This is a genomic window from Bacillus sp. MN7755 (assembly GCF_054771475.1).
The window spans coordinates 1-21488 of record NZ_BTRL01000006.1; the positions used below are offsets into that span (position 1 = coordinate 1).

Here is a 21488-nt window from a genome sequence, read left to right on the forward strand (position 1 = left end):
AGCAATGTTATCTAGTTTTGAGAGAACATAAAAAACTTGTTGACTTTTAAAGTAAATAAGTTATAATAATGATTGTCTCAAAAGAATAATGTCTGGTAATGATGGCAGAGAGGTCACACCCGTTCCCATACCGAACACGGAAGTTAAGCTCTCTAGCGCCGATGGTAGTTGGGACCTTGTCCCTGTGAGAGTAGGACGTTGCCAGGCAATATTATTCCGCAGTAGCTCAGCGGTAGAGCTATCGGCTGTTAACCGATCGGTCGTAGGTTCGATTCCTACCTGCGGAGCCATTGGAGAGCTGTCCGAGTTGGCCGAAGGAGCACGATTGGAAATCGTGTATACGTCACAAGCGTATCAAGGGTTCGAATCCCTTGCTCTCCGCCATAGGATTTATAATATTTGGCCCGTTGGTCAAGTGGTTAAGACACCGCCCTTTCACGGCGGTAACACGGGTTCGAATCCCGTACGGGTCACCACTTTTGGAGGATTAGCTCAGCTGGGAGAGCACCTGCCTTACAAGCAGGGGGTCGGCGGTTCGATCCCGTCATCCTCCACCATATAAACTATATGAATAATATTATCGCGGGGTGGAGCAGCACGGTAGCTCGTCGGGCTCATAACCCGAAGGTCGCAGGTTCAAATCCTGTCCCCGCAACCAAATGGTCCCGTGGTGTAGTGGTTAACATGCCTGCCTGTCACGCAGGAGATCGCCGGTTCGACCCCGGTCGGGACCGCCATTTTAATAAGGCTCGGTAGCTCAGTCGGTAGAGCAGAGGACTGAAAATCCTCGTGTCGGCGGTTCGATTCCGTCCCGAGCCACCATTTATTTTAATAAAATACGCCGGCTTAGCTCAATTGGTAGAGCAACTGACTTGTAATCAGTAGGTTGGGGGTTCAAGTCCTCTAGCCGGCACCATGTAAGTTTCGGAGGGGTAGCGAAGTGGCTAAACGCGGCGGACTGTAAATCCGCTCCTTCGGGTTCGGCAGTTCGAATCTGCCCCCCTCCACCATTTACATAGGGGCATAGTTTAAAGGTAGAACTGAGGTCTCCAAAACCTCCAGTGTGGGTTCGATTCCTACTGCCCCTGCCAAATATATTTACACAACATGGCGGTTGTGGCGAAGTGGTTAACGCACCGGATTGTGGCTCCGGCATTCGTGGGTTCGATTCCCATCAGTCGCCCCATTTTTATTTTTAAAATTATAAATAATCTAATTGATACTTACATATAATTAAGTAAGAATTCGATGGGCTATAGCCAAGCGGTAAGGCAACGGACTTTGACTCCGTCATGCGCTGGTTCGAATCCAGCTAGCCCAGCCATTTTTGCGGAAGTAGTTCAGTGGTAGAATACAACCTTGCCAAGGTTGGGGTCGCGGGTTCGAATCCCGTCTTCCGCTCCAATGAATTTAATATGGCGGCATAGCCAAGTGGTAAGGCAGAGGTCTGCAAAACCTTTATCACCGGTTCAAATCCGGTTGCCGCCTTTTCTTTTGTGCCGATGTGGCGGAATTGGCAGACGCGCACGACTCAAAATCGTGTTCCTTCGGGAGTGTCGGTTCGACCCCGACCATCGGTATCACGAACGGCGTAACATCAAGGCTCTACACTAATTGTGTAGAGTTTTTTTGTATTTTCTTCACACGACAAAATAAGCACAAAATCCACGTATGTAACCACTGATGAAGAAGCATTGAATTTATTTTATACTGATTACCAACTTCGAAATTTAAGACCTCACACAATAAAATGAAGCGTTTGTTTGAACGACTGAACGTTAAAAATCGATCCATCTTATTTATTTTTTAAAAGATAAGTATAAAATTTTTCTCGATCAAAGCACATACTATACAGTTGGAGTAAACTGTGAAACACTAAAAGGATAAAAACTAACATTTGTTTTTATCCCTCTATAAAGAATTTCTCCAACCTGGTGACATGAAGTTAAATCCGACACCACCAGTAGATATTAGCACATGATCAGCTGGTAATTTCGTAATTTCTAAAAACTTCTTTTCAAATTCTTCTCTGTTGTACTTGTACATTGTTGAGTGACACGACCACATTTGCGTTGAAGTACTCAACCAGTCCCCTAATTCCTTTAATTCAGGAAACGACTCAAATTGAATTGGTTCATCTAATTCCATGAATCTCACTTGATAGATAGTTGGGTTTAGTTTTTCTCCTATCCCTTTAAGACCATGTGCTTTTTTCTCATTTGAATGTATCATAATAACTCTCTCCCATCCTTCTTTCAAATTTGTGGATTTCAAAAAATTTTCTATTTCAATTATACAGCAATAGAAAGTAATTAGGGGGACGTTATAGGAAATTATCCCTTTATCTTATTGTTTAGCGAGAGATAAGAAAAAATAAGAAATGAAATAGGATAAACTTAATTAAGGGAGAGAAATGAAAATAAAAAGTATCAGTTATTCATTGTGATTCCATTTTAATTTATCATTTTGAAAGAAGCTCAAAATTTGTTAAATGCTTTAAAATAAAGGATTTTAAGGGTAACACTCTATATAAATGTCACCTAAAAGACTCAAAATCGTGTTCCTTCGGGAGTGTCGGTTCATCGGTATCGGCGATGTAAAAAGACTCTAATAGAAGTGTTAGAGTCTTTTTTGCTAAATTATGTTATGTGATTCTAAAATTCGTAATAAACGTAGGAATTCATGTATAATATAACTTGTTGAAAGAACCAAATGATAGTGATTTATATTATGTCTGTAATATGAATCAAAAATGAACTTTTTATATTTCTTTTAAAAATGTGTTGAATACACATTATATTTTATATTAATATTTTTATGTAGATTTAAAATGGGAAAGAGAGTGGAAAGTATGGGTCGTAAATGGAATAATATTAAAGATAAAAAAGCATCAAAAGATGCAAATACAAGCCGTATATACGCGAAATTTGGACGTGAAATTTATGTGGCAGCAAAACAAGGCGAGCCAGATCCAGAATCAAACCAAGCGTTAAGAGTCGTATTAGAGCGTGCGAAAACATATAATGTACCAAGAACAATTATTGATCGTGCAGTGGAAAAAGCAAAAGGCGGTTCAGAGGAAAATTATGATGAGCTTCGTTATGAAGGATTTGGGCCAAATGGAGCTATGGTTATTGTAGATACACTTACAAATAACGTAAACCGTACTGCAGCAGATGTACGAGCTGCCTTTAGCAAAAACAGTGGTAACATGGGTGTAAACGGCTCTGTAGCTTACATGTTTGATGCGACAGCTGTTATCGGCCTTGAAGGTAAAACATCAGATGAAGTTCTTGAAATTTTAATGGAAGCAGATGTAGATGCACGTGACATTCTAGAAGAAGAAGATGCTGTTATCGTGTATGCTGAACCAGATCAATTCCATTCAGTACAATCTGCACTTAAAGGTGCTGGTGTTGAGGAATTTACAGTTGCAGAATTAACAATGCTTGCACAAAGTGATGTAACACTTCCTGAAGATGCTCAAGTACAATTTGAGAAAATGGTTGATGCATTAGAAGATTTAGAAGATGTGCAACAAGTTTACCACAACGTAGACTTAGGAGAATAATACGATAGAAGCCTCTGTTCGTTTAACGAATAGGGGCTTTTTTTATGAGGCTAATTAAGGTGCTGAGTTAGTAAAGGTATTTTGTTGTAGACAGGGAATATGCTTATAGGGATATGTGAAATTTTCATTATTGCTAGGAGGCGTAATATGGAGCATAGAACACCAAAGCATATCGTTGCAGTAGCAGGCTATTTAACCAATGAAAAAAATGAGGTGTTATTAGTAAAGGTACACTGGCGAGCTGATACGTGGGAAATACCTGGAGGACAGGTAGAAGAAGGGGAAGCGCTCGATCAAGCTGTTTGTAGGGAAATAAAAGAGGAAACAGGATTAACGGTGAAGCCTATCGGTATTACAGGGGTTTATTATAATGCTTCTATGCATATTTTATCTGTCGTTTTTAAAGTGGCATATGTGAGCGGTGAAATAAAAATTCAGCCTGAAGAAATACAAGAGGCTAAATTTGTTGTTTTAAATGAAGAGAACATAGATGAGTATATAACGCGTCCTCATATGAAATCCAGAACGCTTGATGCGATGAGAGCAACACATTTTATTCCGTATGAAACGTGGGAAGTGCAGCCATATAACTTAATAGGAAGATTGTAAAGAAAAGAGTAGCCGATTTGAGATACAATCAAATCACTACTCTTTTTTGTATACTGTTTAAGAAAAAGGTCAAAATAATAATAGTGGCAGTATTGATTTTTAGAACGTTTGTTCTGTATAATATATGATGTATTATATACATTTAGATTACTAGATACTCAAAAGTATATATATTTGTAGATGATATAATGAAAGTATAAAGTGAACATAAGGTGTTTTAATAGGGAAGTATAATAGCCTTAAAGTATACTCTGTTATTTGGGCGTTAGCATAATCTATATTCGATATTTCAGATGAATAGTAGATAAAAAAAGACTGTGATACAATACTTTTTTATACCTTACAATGATGTAAGGTACGTGTAAGAGAAATCGATGGGATATTTTTTTGCAACAAGGTATTCTTAAAGTAAGAGTTATACGCTGTGTGGAAAAGAGGTGTTTAAGATGAAAGAACGAGTATTATCTAGGGTGAACTATCATCAAAAAGTTGCATTAAATCCAATGACTAAATTTTTTTATAAAGCCATTATTTTATTATTATTGTTAAGTTTTACGTTATTATTCATTGGAAATGTAATGATTGAGCAGAGTGATATTAGTAAATTACATGTACCGGCTAAGTTAGAGGTGCCAGAATCGTTAACACATGCATTCATTGCAACAGAAGATAAAAGGTTTTATCATCATAACGGTTTAGATTATATAGCGATTATCAGGGCGTCTGTTGAGAATATAAAAGCTGGTGGTGTTGTGCAAGGAGGAAGCACAATTACACAGCAATTATCCAAAAATGCTTTTTTAACGAATGAACGTACATTTTCTCGTAAGTGGAAAGAAATTTTTTACACAAAAAAAATTGAACGCACATTTACGAAGGATGAAATTTTAAAATTGTATGTAAGTAATATTTATTACGGAGAAGGAGCATGGGGAATTGAAAAGGCAGCAAACCTTTACTTTGGTAAAAAGGTGAGCCAATTAACGTTGGCTGAAAGTGCAATGATGGCTGCTGTAGTAAAGGCACCAGCTTATTACTCACCTGCACAAAATTACGATAAAGCAGTTGAGAGACGGAATGTAGTTTTAAGGTTAATGGAGAAAGAAGGCTATATCAATCATGATGAGTATGTGCAAGCAGTTAGTGAGAAATTAGTAATCCGTCATGATATAAAAACAGAGCAGTCGATGTTAAATAATGCACGTGAAAAAGCAGTAAGCTAAGGGAAGTTCCTATATAGGAGCTTCTTTTTTTGAATAAATTGTGACAAATTGTGACACAATATCGTCACAAATGTTGTATTTTTGTAATTTATGTGAGCGTGTTCATTGCGTGATATATGTAAGTATTGATATTATGTGTATTGTGTACAATGCTGTATACAGAATATGAATTTAAAGAGGAATGTATATGAAATCATCGAACAAACTCATGGCTCTTGGTATAGTTTTTTCCATTGCAGTATTGATTGTAATCGGAACGATTGCGTATAGCATCATAAATGACAAAAAAGATAAAGGGAATGAGATGTTTGCTTATTCCACACAACAATCTTTAGGGAAAGATGATGCTCCGGTTAAGGTAGTTGAATTTGGAGACTTCAAATGTCCTGCTTGTCGTACTTGGGATGTAACAGTATTACCACGATTAAAAGAAGAGTATATAGATAAAGGTAAAGTGCAGTTATATTTTATTAACTTCCCATTTATCGGAAAAGACTCTGATTTAGGTGCAGCAGCTGGTGAAGCAATTTATAAGCAAGATAAAGATTCATTCTGGATTTTCTATGATGAGATTTATCAAAGTCAAAAGAAAGACACGGAAGAATGGATTACAGAAGAATTACTTCTTAACATTGTGAAAGAAAAGCTTCCGAAAGTTGATGTAGAGCAATTTAAAAAAGATTTACATAGTAAAGAAATGAAAGAAAAAGTACGTAAAGATTCAGATCGTGCTCAAAAATTAAAAGTACAAGGCGCTCCTTCAGTATATATAAATGGAAATCTTGCAAATCCTGATTTCGATAGTATGAAGAAGGCAATTGATAAAGAATTGAAAAAGTGATGAGATACTCATCACTTTTTCGACTTTTTTCGATAAAATTCTTGCTTCCGATTTTTTTACATGCTATACTACTTTACATAAGTTATCCTAATATCTTATATGTATTTCATATTTGCGGGTGTAGTTTAGTGGTAAAACAAGAGCCTTCCAAGCTCTGGTCGAGAGTTCGATTCTCTTCACCCGCTCCAAATTTTATTTAATGTTTTTCTATAAATTGTGATCAACGCAGTGTTTCGTTTCCGAGATAAACGAGGCATTGCGTTTTTTAATGTTTGAAAAGCGTGATTGTATGCGAAAATAGAAGTAAAGAATAGTATTCCAAAAGTGAATTGCTAACCAATAGATTGTTACATAAGGGATGGATTCATCTGAGGAGGCGATTAGGAATGAATTTTGAACAATTAAAGCAAGATGTCATTGCGTATAGTAAAACAATTGGTATAGATAAAATAGGCTTTGCTAGTGCTTCACCATTTGAAGAATTAAAGCAGCGTTTAATCCAGCAGCAACAATTAAATTATCAATCTGGATTTGAAGAGCCTGATATAGAAAAGAGAACGAACCCACAGCTGCTATTGCCTGGTGCGAAATCAATTATTGCGATTGCATTAGCGTATCCTTCAAAATTAAAAAATGCACCATTAAGTAAGCGTGGAGAACGCCGCGGGATTTTTTGTCGTGCTTCTTGGGGACAAGATTATCATCTTGTTTTACGAGATCGTTTGCAAAAATTAGAAGCATATTTAATTGAAAAACTTCCCGATATAGAAGTTAAGTCAATGGTTGATACGGGTGAATTAAGTGATCGAGCTGTTTCGGAGCGTGCCGGTATTGGTTGGAGCGGTAAGAATTGCGCTATTATTACACCTGAATTTGGTTCGTATGTATATTTAGGAGAAATGATTACAAACGTTCCATTCCCACCAGACCAACCGATAGAAGATCAATGTGGAAGCTGTACAAAATGTATTGATATTTGTCCTACAGGTGCTTTAATACAAGGAGGACAGTTAGATTCGAAGAAATGTATTGCATTTTTAACACAGACGAAAGGATTCCTACCGGAAGAATATCGCGACAAAATAGGAAATCGTATTTATGGATGTGATACATGTCAGACAGTTTGTCCAAAAAATAAAGGAATGGATTTTCATAATCATCCTGAGATGGAACCAGATCCTGAGTTAGTTAAGCCGTTATTAACACCACTTTTAACAATTAGTAATCGTGATTTTAAAGAGAAATATGGAATTATGTCTGGTTCATGGAGAGGTAAAAAGCCGTTGCAACGAAATGCGATTTTGGCACTTGCACATTTTAAAGAAGCATCAGCAATTCCTGATTTAATAGGTGTTATGAAAGATGATCCAAGACCAGTACTTCGCGGAACAGCAGCGTGGGCACTTGGAAAAATTGGTGGAGACGGCGTGGGCGAAGCTATTGAAAAAGCGATGCAACGTGAGAAAGACGAAGAGGTTCTTCATGAAATGAATCGCGGACTTGAATTGTTAGCGCAGAAAAAAGAGTAGATAATATCTCCCTTTTTCATATTGTAATATGGGGGGGAGACGAAATGGTTGTAAAAATAAATATTGAAAAGCAGGTACAACAATTTTTATCATATATAACAGAGAAACGAACAAATGTAGATGGTATTGCTGAAGATTTATTACAAATAGCACAGAGAAAGAAACAATTGTTTCAAAAGCGTAATGCACATATAGTGAAAGCAACTGCGGACGTTTCTTTCATAAGACAATTAAATAATAGCAATCATCAAGAAGTTGATTATCAAATACACTTTAAATATTTAATTAAGCATAAAGAATTATTTTATATCGAAGAGGAACAATTAAAACGAAGAGTTTGTTTAAATAATAGCGGGGTAATAGGTGATTATGCTATTGAAGTGCCAGAAGCAGTTGGAATGAGTGAGACATTAGAAAGGGAAATTATAAAAGAGAAGTACGGTTCTTATCAGTATAACCGTTTAGAGGCAGTTAAATATGCGGAACGTTGGTGGGATGATCGAAACCCTGTATATCGTAATTTCCCTGATAATTGTACGAATTTTATTTCTCAATGTCTTCATACTGGAGAAGTACCAATGAATGGATATCCTAATATTCGTAAAGGATGGTGGCAAAGGGAGAATCAGTGGAGTTGGAGCTGGGCTGTCGCACACTCTTTTTATTGGTATTTGTCAGGTGCTACAACAGGGCTTCGAGCAGAAGCAGTAGAAAGACCAGAGGACCTTATTCTTGGTGATGTCATCGCTTATGATTTTGAGGATGATGGTAGATGGAATCATACGACAATTGTAGTAGCGAAAGACGCAGATGGTATGCCACTTGTAAATGCACATTCAGCAAATAGCCGCCGGCGTTATTGGAACTATGAAGATTCTAGTAAATATACACCACAAATGAAATATAAATTCTTTCATATTATTAATGGGTAGAGATTTTTCGCTCAAGTGGTATAATACGTAGTAGACAAAAAACAGAGGTGAATATCGCGTGGGAGTACATGTTGTTTTATATCAACCAGAAATTCCAGCAAATACAGGGAATATTGCTCGTACTTGTGCAGCAACTGGAACAGAATTACATTTGATTAGACCGCTTGGATTTTCAACGGATGATAAAATGTTAAAGCGTGCAGGATTAGATTATTGGCAGCACGTGAAAATTACGTATTATGATTCAATTGAAGAGTTTTATGAGAAAAATAAAGACGGTGAATTCTTCTATTTAACAAAGTATGGCGAGAAAGCTCATACAGCGTTTGATTATAGTAAACGTGAGAAGGATTACTATTTTGTATTTGGAAGAGAAACAAACGGCTTACCAGCTAATGTAATCGAAGAAAACTTCGATCATTGTTTACGTATTCCAATGACTGATAAAGTGCGCTCATTAAATTTATCTAATACAGCAGCTATTTTAATTTATGAAGCGTTCCGCCAACAAAATTATCCAGGATTAGATTTAGAAATTGTTTATTAAAAGTCGCCATATGGCGACTTTTTTTCTAAAAATAAAAATAAATATGTAATCATACATTTAAAAAAGGGTACATATTCATATAGAATGGGATATATGAATAAAAATAGATCAGACAGGTTGAGATAAATATGAAGGAACAATATCGTAATCAAAATACCTTTTTAAGTATGATAGATATGGATTTAATAAGAAGAGGATTATTACATGCTATTCAAGATTTAGTATTTATTGTGAAAGTTATTGATGATGAAACCTTTAAATATATTTATGTAAATAAGTTAGGTATGGATTATGCAAAGCTAAGTGAAGAATGTTATGGAAAAACTTTTGCAGAAGTATTACCGGAAGATACGGCGGAAATATTGCAAGTGCAATATGCAAAAGTAGCGAGCGAAGCGAAAGCGCATACCTTTTGTGATGTAGTTAGTTTACCAAAGGGTGAGATACATTATGAATCTTCACTTAATCCTGTATTTGACGAAGAAGGAGTATGCCAGTTTATTATTTGTATTACGAGGGATATTACAGCTCAAATTGAGGAGAAGATTGAGATAGAGGAAAAACAAATGTTATTTAAGTCATTACTAGAATATAATAATGACTCTATTATATCTATAGATTCTATAGGGGAAATTACATATGCAAATCCAGCAACGTATGAAATATTCGGATACCGATATGAAGAATTAAATAATAAATTTATTTTTGAATTTATTAATAAAGAATATGAAAAAGATTTTCAAATTATATTTAAAGGGGCTATGCAAGGAAGAGCAAAGCAAATTGTTTCAAAGAAATATGTTCATAAAGAAGGGTACGAGCTCTATATTTCTTTGAGAACTATTCCAATTATTGTGAATGGTGAAATTGTTGGGGTTTATATTGTTACGAGGGATGTTACAAGGCAAGTATTAAATGAGATGAGAACGGAATATTTAGCTTACTATGACCAGTTAACAGGATTAATGAATAGAATTTCATGTACAAATAAGTTAAATGATTTCTTAAATGAGAAGGTAGATTTTGCGTTTATCTTTATAGACTTAGATGAATTTCATCTTATTAATGATACGTTTGGTCATAAAGAAGGAGATAAAGTATTACAAAAAGTTACAGAATGTTTAAGTAGTCTCCAAATAGACGGTATGCACTTATTTAGAGAACACGATGATCAATTTGTTATGTTAATAGAAAATATAACGAAAGAACGTGTAGAGGTAGTTGCAAACAACATACTAGAAAGGATTAGTGAGCATTTTGTAATACAAGAAGAGGACGTGTATTTAAGTGCGTCAATTGGAATTGTAATGGCCCCAACAGATGGAAAAGATGAAAAAATATTATTCCAAAGAGTTGATGCTGCTTTGGAAAAAGCAAAAGAAAAAGGAAAAGGGCATTATCATTTTTATGGCAATGGATTAGATTGTGAGCGTGAACAAAGATTTATAATAGAAAACCAATTACATCGTGCTATAGAAAAAAATGAATTCTTTTTATATTATCAGCCGCAAATTAATATTGAAACGAAAAAAATAGCTAGTATGGAAGCCTTAATAAGGTGGGAGAATAAAGAATTAGGATTTGTCCTTCCCAATCAATTTATTCCGCTAGCAGAAAGAACAGGATTTATTATTAAGCTTGATGAATGGGTAGTAAATGAAGTGTGTCAGCAAATACGTGAATGGTTAAATAAAGGATATGAAGTTGTCCCGATCGCAGTTAATATTTCAGCCAGGCACTTTCGCTCTATTACATTAATAGAAATGATTACACGTGCTTTACATAAGTACAATGTACCAGCCCATTTATTAGCGATAGAGGTTACAGAAGGAGCCCTTATACATAAAGATATATCGAAAAGAGTATTGCTACAATTAAAAGAACAAAATTTAAAGATTCATTTAGATGATTTTGGGACAGGATATTCATCTTTAAGTTATTTAAAAACGTATCCAATTGATACTTTGAAAATTGATCGTTCTTTTATGGAAGGTATACATGTAGATGAACGTGATACGAATATTACAGCTGCAATTATTCATTTAGCTCATACTTTAGAATTGAATGTAATCGCAGAGGGAGTAGAAAGAACGGAACAAATACAGTTTTTGAAGGAAAAGAATGTGAAGCTTGTACAAGGTTATTATTATAGTAGACCGCTATCAAAATATGATGTGGAAAATACGTATTACAAATGATTGATAAAGAAAAAAGTGATGTGCTAAAAAGCACATCACTTTTTATGTGTACCTGGTTTATCATTGTAACCAGATGTAAAAATGGCTGTAAGAAATGTGAGTGATACACCTAAAATCAATAATAATTTCATACTAATATCCTCCTTACGTTTTCGGTTTATGAATCCTAATTATTATTCGAAATGTATGTAAGGTTCTTGGAAGAAAAGAATTTATTTATAATGAATAGCGGTGTAAAAACTTTAATACCTATATTATACAGAATTTTCTTTGAATTTTGGAGAGAATTTTATATGACTACTATATATTTCATTTTGATTTAAAGAATGTTTGAGGACATCCTAGCATACCTTTTATAATAATCCGATTGAACAAGGAGATGGGGGAGGAGCTATAATGGATATTCTTAAAAAAATTGAACAGCATCGAGAAGCAGAAGAACGCTTACAATGGGAAGGTACGTTTGCGGAGTATTTAGAGCTTGTGAAGGAAAGACCATGGGTGGCTCAAACAGCACACTCTCGCATTTACAATATGATAAAAGACGCTGGAATTGAAGAAGTTGATGGTAGAAGAAAGTATAATTTCTTTAGTAATCAGCTATTTGGATTAGAGGATGCTTTAGAACGCCTTGTAGAGGAATATTTTCATCCATCTGCAAAACGATTAGATGTTAGAAAACGTATTTTATTATTAATGGGTCCTGTTAGTGGAGGGAAATCAACATTAGTTACGATGTTGAAACGAGGATTAGAAACTTATTCAAGAACAGATCGCGGAGCAATCTTTGCAATTAAAGGTTGCCCAATGCATGAAGATCCACTTCATTTAATTCCGCATCATTTACGAGATGATTTCTTTGATGAGTATGGGGTTAGAATTGAAGGGAATCTATCACCATTAAATGTGATGCGTTTAGAACAAGAATATGGGTCAAGAATTGAGGATGTAGTCGTAGAGCGTATTTTCTTCTCGGAAGATCGTCGTACAGGGATTGGTACATTTAGTCCTTCAGATCCGAAGTCACAAGATATTGCTGACTTAACAGGTAGTCTTGACTTCTCTACAATTGCAGAATATGGTTCAGAATCAGATCCTCGAGCGTATCGCTTTGATGGAGAATTAAATAAGGCGAACCGGGGAATGATGGAATTCCAAGAGATGTTAAAATGTGATGAGAAATTTTTATGGCATTTATTATCCCTTACGCAAGAAGGAAATTTCAAAGCAGGAAGATTTGCGCTTATTTCAGCAGATGAATTAATCGTAGCGCATACGAACGAAACAGAGTATCGTTCGTTTATAGCAAATAAGAAAAATGAAGCATTACATTCACGTATTATCGTAATGCCAGTCCCATACAATTTACGAGTTAGTGAAGAAGAACATATTTATGAAAAAATGATTCGTGAAAGTGACGTGTCCGATGTGCACATTGCACCGCACACACTTCGAGTTGCAGCAATGTTTACGATTTTAACTCGATTAAAAGATCCGAAGCGTCCAGATATTGATTTAATTAAAAAGATGCGTTTGTATGATGGAGAAACGGTAGAAGGTTATAATGCGATTGATGTAGAGGAGTTGCAACGCGAATATCAAGATGAAGGTATGAAAGGTATTGACCCTCGTTACGTTATTAATCGAATTTCATCTACAATTATTCGAAAAGAGGTACCTTCTATTAACGCTCTAGATGTGCTTAGATCGTTAAAAGATGGGTTGGATCAGCATCCATCGATTAGTAATGAAGACCGAGAGCGTTATATGAATTTCATCTCATTAGCTAGAAAAGAATACGATGAAATCGCTAAGAAAGAAGTACAAAAAGCGTTTGTTTATTCGTATGAAGAATCCGCTAAGACACTTATGGATAATTACTTAGATAACGTTGAGGCGTACTGCAATAAGTCGAAATTACGTGATCCGTTAACAGGGGAAGAAATGAGCCCAGATGAAAAATTAATGCGCTCGATTGAGGAGCAAATTGGAATCTCAGAAAATGCTAAAAAAGCATTCCGGGAAGAAATATTAATTCGCATCTCTGCTTATGCACGTAAAGGGAAACGCTTCGATTATAATTCGCACGAACGTCTTCGTGAAGCGATTCAGAAGAAGCTATTTGCTGATTTAAAAGATATAGTGAAAATCACAACATCAACGAAAACACCAGACGAAAATCAGCTGAAGAAAATCAATGATGTTGTTGCACGTTTAATTGATGAGCACGGCTATAATTCTTCTTCAGCAAATGAATTATTACGCTATGTAGGTAGCCTGCTAAATCGATAGTTTGATAACAAAACGCTGTCTCTTGTATTTTGCGGGACAGCGTTTTATTATCCGTTCATATGTGTAAAGTGTCATACCTTGTCCAAATATAATAAATTAAGATGCAATTTTATGAATTTATTGTCAATTATTTTTACAATATGCATATGATAGAGTAACCAACCATTCATACGAAAAAAGCCAACACAATACAATATGTTGCAAAGTGAAAATGTGTGCAACAATGCATTGTGTTTCTTTCTTATCGACGGTTAAATGTCATTTCTATTATGTGAGTGGCAAAATTTTGTTTAGGATGCTCGGAGTATTATATGAAAAACGTTATATATGTTTATGGGATGATTTTCGATGGGCAGTTACCTTTCATTCTAGCTGGCACAGTATAAAACAAAATTTTTAGCTTGCTGTTCATATAGGAAGACAATTACAGTAAGGAGGGAAAGAAATGGGTGAAGAAAATCAACCAAATTATACGATTTCACAGGAAAACTGGTCCCTCCATCGCAAAGGATATGACGACCAACAACGCCATCAAGAAAAAGTACAAGAGGCAATTAAGAATAATTTACCCGATCTTGTAACAGAAGAAAGCATTGTTATGTCTAATGGTAAGGATGTTGTAAAAATACCAATTCGTTCTTTAGATGAATATAAGATTAGGTACAATTATGATAAAAACAAACACGTTGGGCAAGGAAATGGTGACAGCAAAGTTGGTGATGTCGTTGCGAGAGATGGATCAGGTGGTCAAAAACAAAAAGGACCAGGAAAAGGGCAAGGGGCAGGAGATTCAGCTGGAGAAGATTATTATGAAGCTGAAGTTTCTATTCTAGAATTAGAGCAAGCGTTTTTCAAAGAGTTAGAACTGCCTAATTTGAAGAGAAAAGAAATAGATGAAAATCGGATTGAACATGTTGAATTTAATGATATTAGAAAAACAGGATTATGGGGCAACATCGATAAGAAAAGAACGATGATATCCGCATATAAACGAAATGCGATGCGTGGTAAAGCATCCTTCCATCCAATTCATCAAGAAGATTTAAAGTTCCGCACTTGGAATGAAGTGTTAAAGCCAGATTCTAAAGCGGTTGTATTAGCAATGATGGATACGAGTGGGTCAATGGGAATATGGGAGAAATATATGGCACGTAGCTTCTTTTTCTGGATGACGAGATTTCTACGCACAAAGTATGAAACAGTAGATATTGAATTTATTGCCCATCATACAGAAGCGAAAGTAGTTACAGAAGAAGAATTTTTCTCAAAAGGAGAAAGTGGTGGAACAATATGTTCTTCTGTATACAAAAAAGCACTCGAGCTAATTGATAATAAATACTCACCAGACCGCTATAATATTTATCCATTCCATTTTTCAGACGGTGATAATTTAACATCAGATAATGCTAGATGTGTAAAGCTTGTTGAAGAGTTAATGAAGAAGTGTAATATGTTTGGATATGGGGAAGTGAACCAGTACAACCGCCATAGTACCCTCATGTCAGCCTATAAAAATATTAAAGATGAAAATTTCAGATATTATATTTTAAAGCAAAAAGCAGATGTATTCCATGCGATGAAGAGCTTCTTTAGAGAAGAAGCTGGAGAGAAAATGGCATAACCCCTTTAAAAGGGGTTATTTTTTTGTAAACTTTTTATTTTCCTAGTTGACAATGAAAATTATTATCATTTATTCGAGATGTGATTACATTTTGATTGATATATTTTGGAGGAGATGTAAAGTTGAAAAGAAAATAAATTAGATGTTAATGAGTGGTCACCTTTATTGGAGTAATATCTGTTTTGGAGATAATAACCAAAAATTAATATGTTAAGAAATTACAATTTATATAACTTGGAGGAAAGTTTAAAGTGAAAAATAATAAAAGAAAACATATAAATGCAATGTTAATAGCGGCGACATTATCGTTGCCATTTGCTACATATTCTACGCCGGCATTGGCAGCTGTAGTAAGTGAAGTAAATAAAGCTGGGCATATTGTAAAGGATGGAACGTATGATGTTGTTTTAAAAGCATATAATGAGAAAACAAATGAAGAATCACGAGCTACAACGTATATAAAAGAACCAAAAGTAACAATTGAGAACGGTAAAAAAATTGTAAAAGCTACGCTAAATGATAGTGATTTTTTCCAATACCTTAAGGTAGAAGATAGTCAAAATCCTGGTACTTTCCATGATGTCAAAGTACTATCAGAAGATAAGAGGAAAAATGGGACAAAAGTGATTCAGTTTGAAATTGGAGAACTAGGAAAAAGATATAAAATGCAAATGCATATTTTCATTCCATCTATGGGATATGATGAAAAATATCAAGTGCAGTTTGAAGTAAATACAATTCATGCAGGAAATAACACTGTAGAAGAATCGAAAGAGAAAAAAGAAGAGCAACAACAAGTAAAAAACATAATATCTGATAATAAATTACAACAATATATTAATAAAAGTGTTTTACAACGAGCAGATATAAATGCGCCTATTACTGAGGAAGACGCAGCACAAATTAAAGAGTTAAAGGTGTACTTAGGAAAAGGTATTGAGAGTTTAGATGGTTTGCAATATATGGTGAATCTAGAGGAGTTTGAATTACATGAGTCTAATGTAAAAGATATATCGCCAATATCAGCTTTTAAAAATTTAAAAAAGCTGAAATTATATTTGAATCCAATCGAAAATATTGAACCTATTTCTAAACTAGAGAAACTGCAAACCTTAACTTTACGAGATAATAAAATTAGTGATTTATCACCAATAAGTCAGTTGAAAAAAGTAAAAGTATTAGATTTGATTGGAAATGAAATTACAGATATTAAGCCGTTATTTTCAATGGACTCTGTAACTAAATTATATTTAAGTAATAATAAAATCAGTGATCTGACAGGTCTTGAGAAATTAGATAATTTACGCTTGTTATGGATAGGGAATAATTATATTGATAATTTGACGGAAATTGGTAAAATGACAAATCTTGTTGAACTAGAAGTTGCAAATGCTGAAATAAGAGATCTAACACCATTAGCAAATATGGAACAGTTACAATCGTTAGATTTAGAGCAAAATTATATTTCTGATATTTCACCAATTAGTAAATTAAATAATTTATATGCTTTGAATTTAATAGCAAATGAAATTCGTGACATTAGACCAGTGAAAGAATTAGGGAAAAGGGTTCCTATTAAACTTCAGCGACAAAAAATCTTTTTAAGTGATGGAGTAGTAAATGAAGATATAAAAATTCCTATATACGATTCAAATGGTGAAATAGTTCAAAATATTAGATGGCAGGGCGAGGAAGGAACGCTTAATAACGGATCTGTTAAATGGAATAGTACAGGAGAAAAAGTATATGAATTTAAATTAGAAACAGATTCTGCTGAAAGCCAAATACGATTTAATGGAACAGTATACCAAAACATCGTTGAAAAACATGAAGATATAAATATTATTCAAGATAAAAATTTACAAAAATTCATTAATAAAAATGGTTTAGGAAGAACGAACTTAGAATCATCTATAACAAAAGAAGATTTATTACAAATTAAATCATTAAAAATAGTTGATGGAAAAAATCAAGGCATCACTGATATTTCTGGTCTAGAATATATGACAAACATAGAAGAGTTGGTTCTAGATAATGTTGAGCTGAAAAATGTAGATTTTATCTCGAATTTGAGAAACTTGAAGACTGTGAAATTAACTTCAAATCAAATTGAAAATATTGAACCACTTTCAAAATTAGATAAGCTTGAAAAAATAGATATAAGTGGAAATGATGTGACGGATATTAAACCGTTGTTTACATTAAGTGCGTTGAAAAATTTAAATGTATCTAATAATAAACTTACTGATACGTCACTACAAGAAATACATCAGTTGAAGAAATTGGATGTATTAAAATTAAATCATAATGAGATTAGCAATGTAGAAGCGATCAGTGAAATAAGTATGTTGAACGAACTTGAATTGGTAGGGAATAAAGTAGTAGATATAACTCCATTAAGTAAATTGAAAAATTTACAGTGGTTAGATTTATCTGATAATAAAATTCAAAATATTTCTATTTTTGCTTCGATGCTAGATTTAATTGGTTTAAAGTTACCTGGTAATGAGATTCGTGACATTAGGCCGATTATACAATTATCTCAGTGGAGTACAATGGATATTAGAAGACAGAGAATTACTTTAGATGATGTGCAAGTGAACGAAGCTGTGAAGATCCCTGTTCATGATGTAGAAGGAGTACCACTTGAGGATATTACACTGAAAAGTGAAGGCGGAATTATTAATGAAGAAGAAGGTACAATCACTTGGAGCACGCCAGGGGAGAAAGTATATGAGTTTACGTTTGATGGAAATGATTATTTGGGGTTAGGTATTTGGTTTAGTGGAGAAGTCATACAAAACGTTGTAGATAAAATTGAGCCAAAAGAAGAAACAACTAAGCCAGTGGAAGAAGAGAAGCAAGAAGAAGAAACAAGTGCAACAGTGGTAGAAGAAAAACCAAAAGAAGAAGCAAGTAAACCAGTGGCAGAGGAAAAACCAAAAGAAGAAACAAGTAAAACAGTGGTGGAAGAGAAGCAAGAAGAAACAACTAAGCCAGTAGTAGAGGAAAGTACGAAAGAAGAAACAACTAAGCCAGTGGTAGAAGAGAAGCCAAAAGAAGAAACAACTAAGCCAGTGGTAGAAGAAAGTACGAAAGAAGAAACAACTAAGCCAGTGGTAGAAGAAAGTACGAAAGAAGAAGCAACTAAACCAGTGGTAGAAAAACAACTAAAAGAAATTAATCAAACAGCGAAAGAGAATGCATCTAATAAACAAGTGGATAATAAAAAAGAAGAGAGTAAAAACACTTTAGCTGCAACGGGTGGGCAAGAGAGTAACGTATCTTTACTTTCTGGACTAGCAATCGTTTTATCTGCACTGAGTATGTTTGTATTTAGAAAAAAATTATTTAAGAAATAAATAATTTAGTATCTTATGATTAAGTAACATATTTTACAAATTTTTGAGAAGACATTACCATGGCGATTTCATTTTGAAATAGGGTTATGATAATGTCTTTTTTAGAAGGATATAAATGGAAAATGTGTAAATGTATTAGAGAAGGAGGAGAGGTTATGTATGTTAGTTCAATTTCAAAAGTTGAAGAAGTAGCATCATTTATTGCAAGTATGAATAAAGATGCTATTCATCATGTTGGTTATTGTGGAGATGAGAAAGCGGAGTTATTACATACAATTCTTCATGATTTTTCTGATATAGGTTGGGAAGGATCCTTTGTTGTTACTTATGAGGACAATAAAATAATTGGTGTATTAGGATTTGATGTGGATGAAGTAAAGAAATGTGCAGAAATATGGGGACCGTTTATTATTGCAAACGATTGGAAGGAAGTTGCTTTACATATGTGGAAGGAGCTTTTAGAAAAAATGCCTTTTCATATTGAAAGATTTCATGGTTTTTATCATGTGGAAAATAATAATTGTGCCCGTTTAATGAAAGATTTACATGCTAAAGAACAAGATCGACATAGTATTCTCATTTTAAATAATATTGTGGGGAAACGTATTGTATGTAATGTAGAAGAGGCTTTACCACAAGTGTTTGAGCAGTTTATCGCTTTACACAATCATGTGTTTCCTAATACATATTATGAAGGAAATGAAATTATTGAACGTTTAAGTAATACGAATAAATTATTTGTAAGTATGAAGAATGATAAATTAGAAGGTTATGTATATGTGGAAGTAAATCCAGAGTTTCAAGAAGCGAATATCGAATTTATTGCAACCGCTGAAAATAGTAGAAGAAAAGGTGTCGGAGAGCGGTTATTACAAAAGGCAATTCAGTATATTTTCTCCTTCCAAGGAATGAAGGAGATAGAATTATGTTTGAATCCGAATAATGATCGTGCGATGAAATTGTACAAGAAAGTAGGATTTGAGGAGAAGGCATGTTTACAACACTATATAATAGAGTGAAAACCCATTCGTATGAAAATTATATTTCATACGAATGGGTTTTATTAATCTACTTTTCCCTCAGTTATTACGGATTTAGAAGTAATTTGAGGTGCTAATCGTTACATAACCTTTTTTATTTTTTGAGAGACTTCTTTCGTTTGTGAATTAATATCTTCTTTTCGCAGCTCTTTAAAGAGTGAAATAACCATAAGAACGACTACGATAGAAAATGGTAGTGCTGCGATTATAGCTGCAATTTGTAGGGCGTTTAATCCTCCAGCTTGCAATAAAATAGCTGCAATTATCGCGATTGTTAATCCCCATATAAGTTTCAAACTATTTTTCGGTGATAAGCTTCCATTACTCGTTTGCATAGAAACAACAAATGTTGCCGAGTCGGCAGAAGTAACGAAAAATGTGGCTACTAAAATTAATCCGATAATTGTTAAAAATGTAGAGAATGGTAGGTGTGAAATAACAGCGAATAATCCAATCTCTGTCCCGTTTTTTGCGATTTCATCAGCTATGCCAAGCGATTGGAACATTTCCATATGGATAGCAGTGCCGCCAAATACTGCAAACCAAAATGTACAGATGAGAGTTGGGACTAATACAACTCCAAAGATAAATTCTTTTATTGTGCGCCCTTTAGAAATACGGGCGATGAATGTACCGACGAATGGAGACCAAGAAATCCACCATCCCCAATAGAAAATAGTCCAGTTTTCAATCCAAGAAGAAGATTTTTCATTAAATGCTCCTAAATTTAATCCCATACTAGGTAAAGCTCCGATATAAGAACCGAGTGTAGATGTGAAATATTTCATAATAAATACAGTTGGTCCTAAAAGTAAAAAAGAGACGAGTAAAATACCTGCAAGAGAGAAATTTAAGTTACTCAAATATTTAATCCCACGATCTAAGCCAGTTTGTGCACTTGTTAAATATAAGACAGCGAAGATGGCGATCAGTACGAGCTGTGTAAGTAAAGTGTTATGAATAGAAGGGAATAAATAGCTTAATCCTCCGGCGATTTGTTGAGCACCAATCCCAACAGATGGCACAATACCGAATACTGTGGCTAAAACAGCTAAAATATCGACTGTTTTTCCGATAGGAGAATTTTTCGATCGATTAAATAATGGAGTAACTGTAGCACCAATTGTGCTACCTTTTTGTTTGCGGAATGTGAAATATGCAATTGTTAAAGCAACCATTGCGTATAGTGCCCACGGAAAGAGACCCCAGTGGAAAAATGAATATTGCATAGCGAGCTTGGCGCTTTCTTCTGTGCCTGCTTTTCCTGTTAATGGATCTGTAAAATGTGAAATCGGTTCAGTGATTCCATAAAAGAGGAGTCCGATTCCCATTCCTGCTCCAAACAACATAGATAACCAAGATGGATAACTATACTTTGGTTTTTCTCCATCTTTACTAAGACGAATGGAACCGTACTTAGAAAATGCTAAATAAGTAGCTAAAATAATCATTGCGGTCATAAGTAAAGAGTAAAACCATCCAAATTTATTGAGGATAAACGAGTTTAAGGAAGATGTAACACTTTGTAAATCATAGCCTTGTATCCAACTTGCCGGGGTAATTCCCCATATGATGAATAATGTTGTAAGCAAGATGGAGATATAAAATACACTATTTTCTTTTTTTATCATAGAATCCCACCCTTGTTTAATAAAGTTAACAATTATATTAACCATAACAATTAAAGGTTTAATTGTCAAAAAATTCGTTTTTTAACACGTGT

The 21488-nt window shown here is 34.5% G+C and carries 14 protein-coding genes, 16 tRNA genes and 1 rRNA gene; 29 read left to right on the plus strand and 2 right to left on the minus strand.

The features are described from left to right. The first annotated feature begins 91 nt into the window (after nucleotides 1-91). The 16 genes from rrf (at nucleotide 92) to ACYVEC_RS04315 (ending at nucleotide 1580) form a co-directional block, all read left to right on the plus strand. A 5S ribosomal RNA gene (gene rrf, locus ACYVEC_RS04240) occupies nucleotides 92-207 on the plus strand. 8 nt (nucleotides 208-215) lie between these two features. After that, nucleotides 216-290, plus strand: a tRNA-Asn gene (locus tag ACYVEC_RS04245). A 2-nt stretch (nucleotides 291-292) separates the two neighbouring features. After that, nucleotides 293-384, plus strand: a tRNA-Ser gene (locus ACYVEC_RS04250). Nucleotides 385-401: 17 nt separating this feature from the next. Then, nucleotides 402-476 (plus strand) — tRNA-Glu (locus tag ACYVEC_RS04255). A 5-nt stretch (nucleotides 477-481) separates the two neighbouring features. Next, nucleotides 482-557: transfer RNA gene (locus tag ACYVEC_RS04260), tRNA-Val, on the plus strand. A 24-nt stretch (nucleotides 558-581) separates the two neighbouring features. Next, nucleotides 582-658: transfer RNA gene (locus ACYVEC_RS04265), tRNA-Met, on the plus strand. A 3-nt stretch (nucleotides 659-661) separates the two neighbouring features. Continuing rightward, nucleotides 662-737: transfer RNA gene (locus ACYVEC_RS04270), tRNA-Asp, on the plus strand. Nucleotides 738-746: 9 nt separating this feature from the next. Then, nucleotides 747-822, plus strand: a tRNA-Phe gene (locus tag ACYVEC_RS04275). An 18-nt stretch (nucleotides 823-840) separates the two neighbouring features. Beyond that, nucleotides 841-916: transfer RNA gene (locus ACYVEC_RS04280), tRNA-Thr, on the plus strand. A gap of 10 nt (nucleotides 917-926) precedes the next feature. After that, nucleotides 927-1010 (plus strand) — tRNA-Tyr (locus ACYVEC_RS04285). Between the two features lie 7 nt (nucleotides 1011-1017). After that, a tRNA-Trp gene (locus ACYVEC_RS04290) sits at nucleotides 1018-1091 on the plus strand. A 19-nt stretch (nucleotides 1092-1110) separates the two neighbouring features. Then, nucleotides 1111-1186: transfer RNA gene (locus ACYVEC_RS04295), tRNA-His, on the plus strand. A gap of 63 nt (nucleotides 1187-1249) precedes the next feature. Beyond that, nucleotides 1250-1324, plus strand: a tRNA-Gln gene (locus tag ACYVEC_RS04300). A gap of 5 nt (nucleotides 1325-1329) precedes the next feature. Next, nucleotides 1330-1404, plus strand: a tRNA-Gly gene (locus ACYVEC_RS04305). Between the two features lie 13 nt (nucleotides 1405-1417). Then, a tRNA-Cys gene (locus ACYVEC_RS04310) sits at nucleotides 1418-1488 on the plus strand. Between the two features lie 10 nt (nucleotides 1489-1498). Further along, nucleotides 1499-1580 (plus strand) — tRNA-Leu (locus tag ACYVEC_RS04315). A 331-nt stretch (nucleotides 1581-1911) separates the two neighbouring features. Here the strand turns inward: ACYVEC_RS04315 and ACYVEC_RS04320 are convergent. Then, on the minus strand, nucleotides 1912-2232 hold the full coding sequence (locus tag ACYVEC_RS04320; RefSeq protein ID WP_063225212.1) for a DUF3884 family protein: 321 nt from the start codon (nucleotides 2230-2232) through the stop codon (nucleotides 1912-1914). Nucleotides 2233-2851: 619 nt separating this feature from the next. Here ACYVEC_RS04320 and ACYVEC_RS04325 point away from each other — a divergent pair. The 13 genes from ACYVEC_RS04325 to ACYVEC_RS04385 all read left to right on the plus strand — a co-directional run bounded on the left by ACYVEC_RS04325 (nucleotide 2852) and on the right by ACYVEC_RS04385 (nucleotide 19744). Then, nucleotides 2852-3571, plus strand: a complete 720-nt coding sequence (locus ACYVEC_RS04325) for a YebC/PmpR family DNA-binding transcriptional regulator (RefSeq protein ID WP_000532949.1) — start codon at nucleotides 2852-2854, stop codon at nucleotides 3569-3571. A gap of 147 nt (nucleotides 3572-3718) precedes the next feature. Next, nucleotides 3719-4180: an NUDIX hydrolase gene (locus tag ACYVEC_RS04330; protein WP_063225211.1), complete on the plus strand. Its 462-nt coding sequence runs from the start codon at nucleotides 3719-3721 to the stop codon at nucleotides 4178-4180. 446 nt (nucleotides 4181-4626) lie between these two features. Continuing rightward, nucleotides 4627-5403: a transglycosylase domain-containing protein gene (locus tag ACYVEC_RS04335; RefSeq protein ID WP_016089400.1), complete on the plus strand. Its 777-nt coding sequence runs from the start codon at nucleotides 4627-4629 to the stop codon at nucleotides 5401-5403. 187 nt (nucleotides 5404-5590) lie between these two features. Continuing rightward, nucleotides 5591-6244, plus strand: coding sequence for a DsbA family protein (locus ACYVEC_RS04340; RefSeq protein ID WP_060629453.1), 654 nt, complete (start codon nucleotides 5591-5593; stop codon nucleotides 6242-6244). Nucleotides 6245-6358: 114 nt separating this feature from the next. Then, nucleotides 6359-6432, plus strand: a tRNA-Gly gene (locus ACYVEC_RS04345). A 198-nt stretch (nucleotides 6433-6630) separates the two neighbouring features. After that, nucleotides 6631-7773, plus strand: coding sequence for a tRNA epoxyqueuosine(34) reductase QueG (gene queG / locus ACYVEC_RS04350; protein WP_063225210.1), 1143 nt, complete (start codon nucleotides 6631-6633; stop codon nucleotides 7771-7773). 44 nt (nucleotides 7774-7817) lie between these two features. Beyond that, nucleotides 7818-8705: an amidase domain-containing protein gene (locus ACYVEC_RS04355; RefSeq protein ID WP_063225209.1), complete on the plus strand. Its 888-nt coding sequence runs from the start codon at nucleotides 7818-7820 to the stop codon at nucleotides 8703-8705. 58 nt (nucleotides 8706-8763) lie between these two features. Beyond that, a complete protein-coding gene (gene trmL, locus ACYVEC_RS04360) occupies nucleotides 8764-9252 on the plus strand; it encodes a tRNA (uridine(34)/cytosine(34)/5-carboxymethylaminomethyluridine(34)-2'-O)-methyltransferase TrmL (protein ID WP_000538147.1) in 489 nt (162 codons plus the stop codon). A 128-nt stretch (nucleotides 9253-9380) separates the two neighbouring features. Further along, on the plus strand, nucleotides 9381-11450 hold the full coding sequence (locus ACYVEC_RS04365) for a sensor domain-containing protein (protein WP_063225208.1): 2070 nt from the start codon (nucleotides 9381-9383) through the stop codon (nucleotides 11448-11450). 396 nt (nucleotides 11451-11846) lie between these two features. Further along, complete coding sequence (locus ACYVEC_RS04370; protein WP_000353280.1) at nucleotides 11847-13742, plus strand: PrkA family serine protein kinase; 1896 nt, start codon at nucleotides 11847-11849, stop codon at nucleotides 13740-13742. Nucleotides 13743-14187: 445 nt separating this feature from the next. Continuing rightward, on the plus strand, nucleotides 14188-15363 hold the full coding sequence (gene yhbH, locus ACYVEC_RS04375) for a sporulation protein YhbH (protein ID WP_063225207.1): 1176 nt from the start codon (nucleotides 14188-14190) through the stop codon (nucleotides 15361-15363). 251 nt (nucleotides 15364-15614) lie between these two features. Then, nucleotides 15615-18725, plus strand: a complete 3111-nt coding sequence (locus ACYVEC_RS04380) for a leucine-rich repeat domain-containing protein (protein ID WP_460505717.1) — start codon at nucleotides 15615-15617, stop codon at nucleotides 18723-18725. Between the two features lie 155 nt (nucleotides 18726-18880). Next, nucleotides 18881-19744: a GNAT family N-acetyltransferase gene (locus tag ACYVEC_RS04385; RefSeq protein WP_063225205.1), complete on the plus strand. Its 864-nt coding sequence runs from the start codon at nucleotides 18881-18883 to the stop codon at nucleotides 19742-19744. Between the two features lie 101 nt (nucleotides 19745-19845). On the opposite strand, the gene opuD is transcribed toward ACYVEC_RS04385, so the two are convergent. Then, entirely contained in the window at nucleotides 19846-21396 is a 1551-nt protein-coding gene (gene opuD / locus ACYVEC_RS04390; protein ID WP_063225204.1) for a glycine betaine transporter OpuD, read from the minus strand. Nucleotides 21397-21488 lie beyond the last annotated feature (92 nt).